Raw genomic sequence first — 6,601 nt, 5'->3', positions numbered from 1 at the left:
CTTCCCCCGGCGGGGGGGGGAGGCGCCGGAAATTTTTTGGGGGGCGCTGCGCACCCCAGCGGGAGCAAGCTCCCTCGCCACAGAAGCTCGTTCCTATAGGGGGAAATCAGCGTGCGGTGATTTTCCAGGCGCGGTGGATCTTGGCATTGCGCGCAAAATCCGGGTCGATGGTCTTGTCGCTGATCTCCTCGACCGCATAGCGTTCGCTGAGGTTGTCTTCCAGCTGGAACTTGCGGAAGTTGTTGGAGAAGTACAGCACGCCACCCGGCGCCAGGCGCGCCATGGCCAGGTCGAGCAACTGCACATGGTCACGCTGCACGTCGAAGATGCCTTCCATGCGCTTGGAGTTGGAGAAGGTCGGCGGGTCGATGAAAATCATGTCGAATTCATCGCGGCTCGCTTCCAGCCACGCCATCACGTCACCCTGTTCCAGGCGGTTCTTGTCGGAGAAGCCGTTGAGGGAGAAATTGCGACGCGCCCAGTCCAGGTAGGTCTTGGACAGGTCGACGCTGGTGGTGCTGCGCGCGCCGCCCTTGGCAGCATGCACACTGGCTGTGGCGGTGTAGCAATACAGATTGAGGAAGCGCTTGCCCGCCGCTTCCTTCTGGATGCGCATGCGCATTGGGCGATGGTCGAGGAACAGGCCGGTGTCCAGGTAATCGGTGAGGTTGACCAGCAACTTAACGCCGCCTTCACTGACCTCGGTGAATTTACCTTGGGCACTCTGACGCTCGTATTGCTTGGTGCCGCTCTGACGCTCACGACGCTTGACCACCACACGGCTCTTGTCGACGTTCAGTGCCTGGGGAATTGCCGCCAGGGCATCGAACATGCGGGCCGAGGCTTTTTCCGGGTCGATGGATTTAGGCGCGGCGTATTCCTGTACGTGCACCCAATCGTGGTACAGGTCGATGGCCATGGAGTATTCAGGCATGTCGGCGTCATACACACGGTAGCAATCCACCCCTTCGCGCTTGGCCCATTTGCCCAACAGCTTGAGGTTCTTCTGCAGGCGGTTGGCGAACATCTGCCCGCCTTCGCTCAAGCGCGCCTGTTCCACCACGGGGGCCGGGGCGGGCTTGATCGGGTTGCCGTTCTTGTTGTACTGACGCTCTGCCGGCTCGCTCGGGGCCTGGTCGTAGGCCGCTTGCTCACGTTCGGCCTGACGCTGTTCAGGAGTGCGGCGCTCGCCCGTGACGAACTGATCCGGGTTGACCTTGATCAGCAGCAACTTGCACGGCAATGCGCCGTTCCAGAACGAATACTGTTTGTGGCTACGGATACCCATGCGCTTGCCCAGGTCCGGCGCGCCGGTAAACACCGCCGCTTCCCAGCCCATGCAGGCCTGGCGCAGGCGTTCGCCGAGGTTCTGGTAGAGGTACAACAGGCTGGCTTCATCACCCAGGCGCTCGCCGTAAGGTGGGTTGCAGATGACCAGGCCTTTCTGGTTCTGGTCCGGGCGCGGCTCGAAAGTACCGACTTCGCCTTGGTACACCTTGATCCAATGGCTCAGCCCGGCGCGCTCGATGTTATTGCGAGCAGGCTGGATCAAGCGTGGGTCGGCTTCATAGCCACGCACCCACAACGGCGACTTGTTCATGCCGATAGCGGCACGCTCAGTGGCTTCTGCGTGCAGTTTTTTCCACAGCGCCGGGACGTGGCCCAGCCAGGTGGTGAACCCCCACAGTTCACGATTGAGGTTGGGGGCCATGTCGGCGGCGATCATCGCGCCCTCGACCAGAAAGGTACCCACACCGCACATCGGGTCTGTCAGCGCGCCGCCTTCGGCTGCAATACGCGGCCAGCCGGCGCGGATCAGGATCGCCGCCGCCAGGTTTTCCTTCAGCGGTGCCGCGCCCTGCTGCAGACGGTAGCCGCGCTGGTGCAGGCTGTGGCCGGAAAGGTCCAGGGACAGGATGGCTTCGCCACGGTCCAGGCGCAGGTGAATGCGCAGGTCAGGGTTGATCTTGTCGATGGACGGACGTTCGCCGGTCGGGGTGCGCAGTTTGTCGACGATCGCATCCTTGACCTTCAGGGCGCCGAAGTGGGTGTTGTCGATGCCCGAGCCGTGCCCGCTGAACTCCACCGCGAGGGTACCGTCGGGAACCATGTGGTCAGCCCATTCGATGTCCAGCACGCCGTGGTAAAGATCTTCGGCGTCCTTCATCGGGAAGCGCTTGAGCACCAGCAACACACGGTTGGCCAGGCGTGACCAGAGACACAGGCGGTAAGCGGTTTCCATGTCGGCCATGCCGCGCACGGCCGAGGTGTGCTCGCGGGCTTCCTCAAGGCCAAGCCCGACGGCTTCCTCGATCAGCAGGCCTTCGAGGCCCTTGGGGCAGGTGAGGAAGAGTTCAAAACGGTCCGACATGGGGCATTCCAGGCTTTTCAGCAATAAGTGAACAGGCGACGCATCGCCGGTTCGGTTTTCAATCAAGCACTTTTCTCGAAGAGTGCTCGCGTGGCACGAATGTGCCGTTCCACCCCGTCTGACGGGCCCTTGAGCCTTTATTGGCGAGGCAGAAGAAGAATGTTGTGCAACAAAAAGAAATATTCCGACCCTTCGTCGAATAATAACCGACTGCAACAGGCGGTCATTCTCACCAAGGGATTAAACCTTTCCTCTGTGCAGGGCACATCATAGCTGGCTTTGCCCTATAAAAGGGGCGAATAACCATCCCCGCTTATGGCTATAGCATCGTTATCGTTACGTGCTTATGACAAAACGATCATTGAATACATGTGACCTATTGGTTAGAACTCAACACAGGTTGGCGCCGTAACGGTGCCGACACATCGGCTCGCCACGCCGGCAGCGAGCCCACCAACGGCAGAAAAACTCTGCCCGGCCTTGGACAAGGCCGAAGGATATCTAGACAGTCAACAAGTGAGGGAAACACCCTATGAGAAGACTTAAGCGTGATCCGTTGGAAAGAGCATTTTTACGCGGATATCAATATGGCGTTCATGGAAAATCCCGTGAGCTTTGCCCATTTACTCTACCGTCGGTACGCCAAGCCTGGATCAACGGCTGGCGAGAAGGACGCGGCGACAACTGGGACGGTATGACTGGCACTGCGGGCATCCACAGACTCAACGAACTTCACGCCGTCGGCTAATCAGGGGCACTTTATTCCGACACACATCTCTGAACGAGTAACGACTTAACCACGCGCGCCCCATCCGGGCGGCGGGCTTCGGCCCAGGGGCTCCTTTATGGAGCCCTTTTTATTGCCCCGCAGATTGTCAGCGAAAGGCAGCGATGGCATCCACCGACTGGCGAATCAACGCCGGCCCTTTATAGATAAAGCCGGAGTACAACTGCACCAGGCTGGCGCCAGCCGCGATCTTCTCGGCCGCGTGCTTGCCTTCGGTAATACCGCCCACCGCGATGATCGGCAAACGCCCGGCCAACTCGGCCGCCAGCACCTTGACGATATGGGTGCTCTTGTCACGCACTGGCGCGCCCGACAGGCCGCCCGCCTCGTCACCATGGGCCAGGCCTTCGACACCCACGCGGCTGAGGGTGGTATTGGTTGCAATCACCGCGTCCATCCCCGCATCCACCAGGGCCTGGGCCACCAGTACGGTTTCTTCATCGCTCATGTCCGGCGCGATCTTGATGGCCAGGGGCACACGCTTGCCGTGACGCACGGCGAGGTCTTCCTGGCGCTGGCGCAAGGCTTCGAGCAGTTGCTTGAGGGAATCGCCAAATTGCAGGCTGCGCAGGCCCGGAGTGTTGGGCGAGCTGACGTTGACGGTGACATAGCTGGCGTGGGCGTAGACCTTGTCCAGGCATATCAGGTAGTCATCCACCGCACGTTCCACAGGGGTGTCAAAGTTCTTGCCGATGTTGATACCCAGGATGCCGGTGTATTTCGCCGCCTGAACCCGCGACAGCAGATGGTCGACGCCGAGGTTATTGAAGCCCATGCGATTAATGATCGCCTCCGCTTCCGGCAGGCGGAAAATGCGGGGCTTGGGGTTGCCCGGTTGCGGTCGTGGGGTCACGGTGCCGATTTCGACAAAGCCGAAACCCAACTGCGCAAACCCGTCGATGGCGGCGCCGTTCTTGTCCAGGCCGGCTGCCAGCCCGACCGGGTTGGGGAAGTCGAGCCCCATCACCGACACCGGCATTTTCGCCGGTGCCTTGCATACCAGGCCATTGAGCCCCAGGCGGCCACCAGCGCCGATCAGGTCCAGGGACAGATCGTGGGAGGTTTCCGGGGAAAGTTTGAACAACAGCTGGCGGGCCAGGTTATACATGGGCGGGCTAGACTCGGATGGCGGTAAAAGGTGGCGGTGATTATAGCCGCGGCGGTGGGTTGCATGCGAGGCATGACACTCGATCTCATTGACGCTGCGCCATCAAGGCCTCATAGCGCACCCAGATCCTCTCGGCGTAACGCAGGCGTAATGCCTCACGCTGAGGGCCGGGGCCGGGCCCAACGTTGTAAGCGCCCACTGCCGTCCAGTTGTAGCCAAAACGCTGTATAAAATCGGCAAGAATCGAGGCGCCTACTTCCACCGACAGGCAAGGTTCGTTCAACAACCGCTCTTCGGTAATACCCTGCTTGAGCAAACGAGGCAGGTGAATGCTGTTTATCTGCATCAAGCCAATATCCCGTGTGCCGTTTCGGTTGCTGTAGTTCATTGCTTGCGCACGGTAACCCGACTCGACTGAGGCGATAGCCTGCAGTAACTCTGGCTCGAGATCGTAGCGGCTGGCCGCCTCTTCCCAGCAATAGGCCCATGCCGGGTTACAGCCCATCAGCACACTGAACAACAGGCCTCTGCCCCCGACCCTAACCTTTAACATTACTGGCCTGACCACAGACGGCGCACAGGTGCAGGACAGCCCTCGGTTGATCACCCACCCGTACCGGGCATGTAAAGCGATAGCCCTTGCCATAAATAGTCTTGATAAAGCCTTTGTCGGCCCTCAAGTGCTTGCGCAGGGAATAAATACAACGCGTAAGTGACTCATCGGCTACCTCGCCCCGAGGCCAGGCCAGTTCCAGCAAGCGGTCCTTGGTCATCAGTGCGCCACCGGAGGCCAGCAGCAACCGCAGCACCTGCCCCTCCTTGGGAGGCAGCTGTATATCCGCATCCGCGCCTATCAACCGACCATCGCCGTGCAAGGTCCAGCGAGCGAAGACCAGGGATGCCGCCGCTTCTTGCGTCACGACGGCCATACGCACCTCTGTATCGACTACTGACATTCAAATCCTTACTGTGTGAACCGGCTCACCTGCCATTGGCACGACTATAAAAACCGCCCCGCAGACTCGCGTTAGGAAAAAACCCATTCAATGGTTTTTTTTGGGCCGCTGCCGGTCAGACAAATCGCTTGCCCCCTTATCGCGACAGCCATTCCTGAAAGGTCTCCTGCAACTCGACCCCTAGCCGGTCCTCCAACTGCACCAACTCACCTAACGCCATCAATTGTCCATTGACCCGCACCTCCACACATCGTGTGACGCCTGGGTCCAAGGGCAGCACTTTTCCCGGCGCGAACGCGGCCAAACGCTTGCGGCTGATCAATTGCTCCTGCAGCAGTATTTCCAGGTGCATGGACAAATGCCTTTTCAGGGGGAAAACTCGCGCTCCGTCCGTAGGAACGCACGTTGCACACGCTCATATTGCGCGGCGGTCAACTGAGGTGGCCCGGCCTGCGGGTCGCCACCACCGGCATGCGCCTGCCCCGGCAAGGTTTCATTCAGCACCTGGGCCACATCCAGCTCGGCGAGCAGCTTCTCGATAACTTTCACTTGGGCATGCGAGCCCTTGATCAACACACTGTTGGTATCCGGATAGGCCAGCAACGCAAGGCGGCCGTCGGCCAACTGGACCCTCTGCGCCTGGGATAGCCGGGCCTGGATCATCGAGAGCATGCCTGGTACCAGGCCCCTGTTGGTACCCACGCCGTGCGGGTGATCTTCCACCGGGAAATTGATCACTTGCACCACGCCAAATGCAGGCGGGCGCTCTGGCGCCTTGCGAGGGGGTCGATCCATCAGTTGCGTCAGCCGCAATATATGATCGACATAGCTGGGAGGCCCGGACACGTAGAACATGCGCGCCCCGTTTGCGCGCAGCGGATAACGCGGCTCATCCAGCCCTGCACGTCGCATGATGCCACGCAGCCTGTCGACACTAATATGTTGCAGCGCCACCGCCGAGCTTCTCGCTTCGTCGGCAGCGTAGACGTGCAACACTTGGCCATCGCTGTGCCAGATCAAGCCTTCGCGCGCGGTGAGCGTTTCAATGACCTGTTGCGGCGCCGCAAAATCGAACGCTCCGCTCACCTGCCTACTAGCCACGGCACGGCTGGTCACCACGGGCAGGCCCAATGACACAGACAACGCAGCAAAGAAAGCCGGCAGCCCCTCATCCTGTGCCTGGTACACCTCGCCACAGGCCGTGCGACTGCCCAGCAACAGCGCGGCGCACAGCAGCACGCTGTACAGCCAGCGGCAATTGAGGGTTGCGAGGAAATCAGCGTGCACCGTGGGAATGCCTGGCGGTCTGGCCTGAGGAAGCGGCCATACTGCGAGGCGCACAAGGTTCAATCATGATGGAAAGTTGACGGCCAGTTGCA

The 6,601-nt window shown here is 60.3% G+C and carries 7 protein-coding genes; 1 reads left to right on the top strand and 6 read right to left on the bottom strand.

The genetic code is table 11. The features are described 5' to 3' along the window. Positions 1 to 106 precede the first annotated feature (106 nt). On the bottom strand, positions 107 to 2,371 hold the full coding sequence (gene rlmKL / locus GIV26_RS23945) for a bifunctional 23S rRNA (guanine(2069)-N(7))-methyltransferase RlmK/23S rRNA (guanine(2445)-N(2))-methyltransferase RlmL (protein WP_198791441.1): 2,265 nt from the start codon (positions 2,369 to 2,371) through the stop codon (positions 107 to 109). Between the two features lie 532 nt (positions 2,372 to 2,903). Between rlmKL and rmf the strand changes: the two genes are divergently transcribed. Next, positions 2,904 to 3,119 carry a ribosome modulation factor gene (gene rmf, locus GIV26_RS23940; RefSeq protein WP_002553055.1) on the top strand — a complete coding sequence of 72 codons (216 nt, stop codon included), beginning with the start codon at positions 2,904 to 2,906 and terminating at the stop codon, positions 3,117 to 3,119. 127 nt (positions 3,120 to 3,246) lie between these two features. Here rmf and GIV26_RS23935 read toward each other — a convergent pair whose 3' ends face one another. From GIV26_RS23935 to GIV26_RS23915, 5 genes are all read right to left on the bottom strand, one after another. Beyond that, a complete protein-coding gene (locus tag GIV26_RS23935) occupies positions 3,247 to 4,266 on the bottom strand; it encodes a quinone-dependent dihydroorotate dehydrogenase (RefSeq protein ID WP_236282450.1) in 1,020 nt (339 codons plus the stop codon). Positions 4,267 to 4,351: 85 nt separating this feature from the next. Next, positions 4,352 to 4,819 carry a transglycosylase SLT domain-containing protein gene (locus GIV26_RS23930; protein ID WP_034128369.1) on the bottom strand — a complete coding sequence of 156 codons (468 nt, stop codon included), beginning with the start codon at positions 4,817 to 4,819 and terminating at the stop codon, positions 4,352 to 4,354. Further along, positions 4,806 to 5,195 (bottom strand): winged helix-turn-helix domain-containing protein, encoded by a 390-nt coding sequence (locus GIV26_RS23925; protein WP_072447526.1) that lies wholly within the window; start codon positions 5,193 to 5,195, stop codon positions 4,806 to 4,808. Before GIV26_RS23925 ends, GIV26_RS23930 begins: the two co-directional genes overlap by 14 nt. Positions 5,196 to 5,358: 163 nt before the next feature. Continuing rightward, complete coding sequence (locus GIV26_RS23920) at positions 5,359 to 5,574, bottom strand: FliM/FliN family flagellar motor switch protein (RefSeq protein ID WP_034128368.1); 216 nt, start codon at positions 5,572 to 5,574, stop codon at positions 5,359 to 5,361. A 14-nt stretch (positions 5,575 to 5,588) separates the two neighbouring features. Next, positions 5,589 to 6,509 (bottom strand): secretin N-terminal domain-containing protein, encoded by a 921-nt coding sequence (locus GIV26_RS23915; protein ID WP_236282448.1) that lies wholly within the window; start codon positions 6,507 to 6,509, stop codon positions 5,589 to 5,591. Positions 6,510 to 6,601: the final 92 nt, after the last annotated feature.

It is taken from the genome of Pseudomonas sp. PA-1-3F, from assembly GCF_021609665.1.
Lineage (GTDB): Bacteria > Pseudomonadota > Gammaproteobacteria > Pseudomonadales > Pseudomonadaceae > Aquipseudomonas > Aquipseudomonas paracarnis.
Note: the sequence above shows the minus strand (reverse complement) of the source record. Positions and strands in the feature narration are given on the sequence as shown.

Bases quoted from the DNA above. Each gene is read 5' to 3' on its own strand.
- GIV26_RS23935 (WP_236282450.1), bottom strand. From the start codon at position 4,266: ATGTATAACCTGGCCCGCCAGCTGTTGTTCAAACTTTCCCCGGAAACC.
- GIV26_RS23920 (WP_034128368.1), bottom strand. From the start codon at position 5,574: ATGCACCTGGAAATACTGCTGCAGGAGCAATTGATCAGCCGCAAGCGT.
- rlmKL (WP_198791441.1), bottom strand. From the start codon at position 2,371: ATGTCGGACCGTTTTGAACTCTTCCTCACCTGCCCCAAGGGCCTCGAA.
- GIV26_RS23925 (WP_072447526.1), bottom strand. From the start codon at position 5,195: ATGGCCGTCGTGACGCAAGAAGCGGCGGCATCCCTGGTCTTCGCTCGC.
- GIV26_RS23930 (WP_034128369.1), bottom strand. From the start codon at position 4,819: ATGTTAAAGGTTAGGGTCGGGGGCAGAGGCCTGTTGTTCAGTGTGCTG.
- rmf (WP_002553055.1), top strand. From the start codon at position 2,904: ATGAGAAGACTTAAGCGTGATCCGTTGGAAAGAGCATTTTTACGCGGA.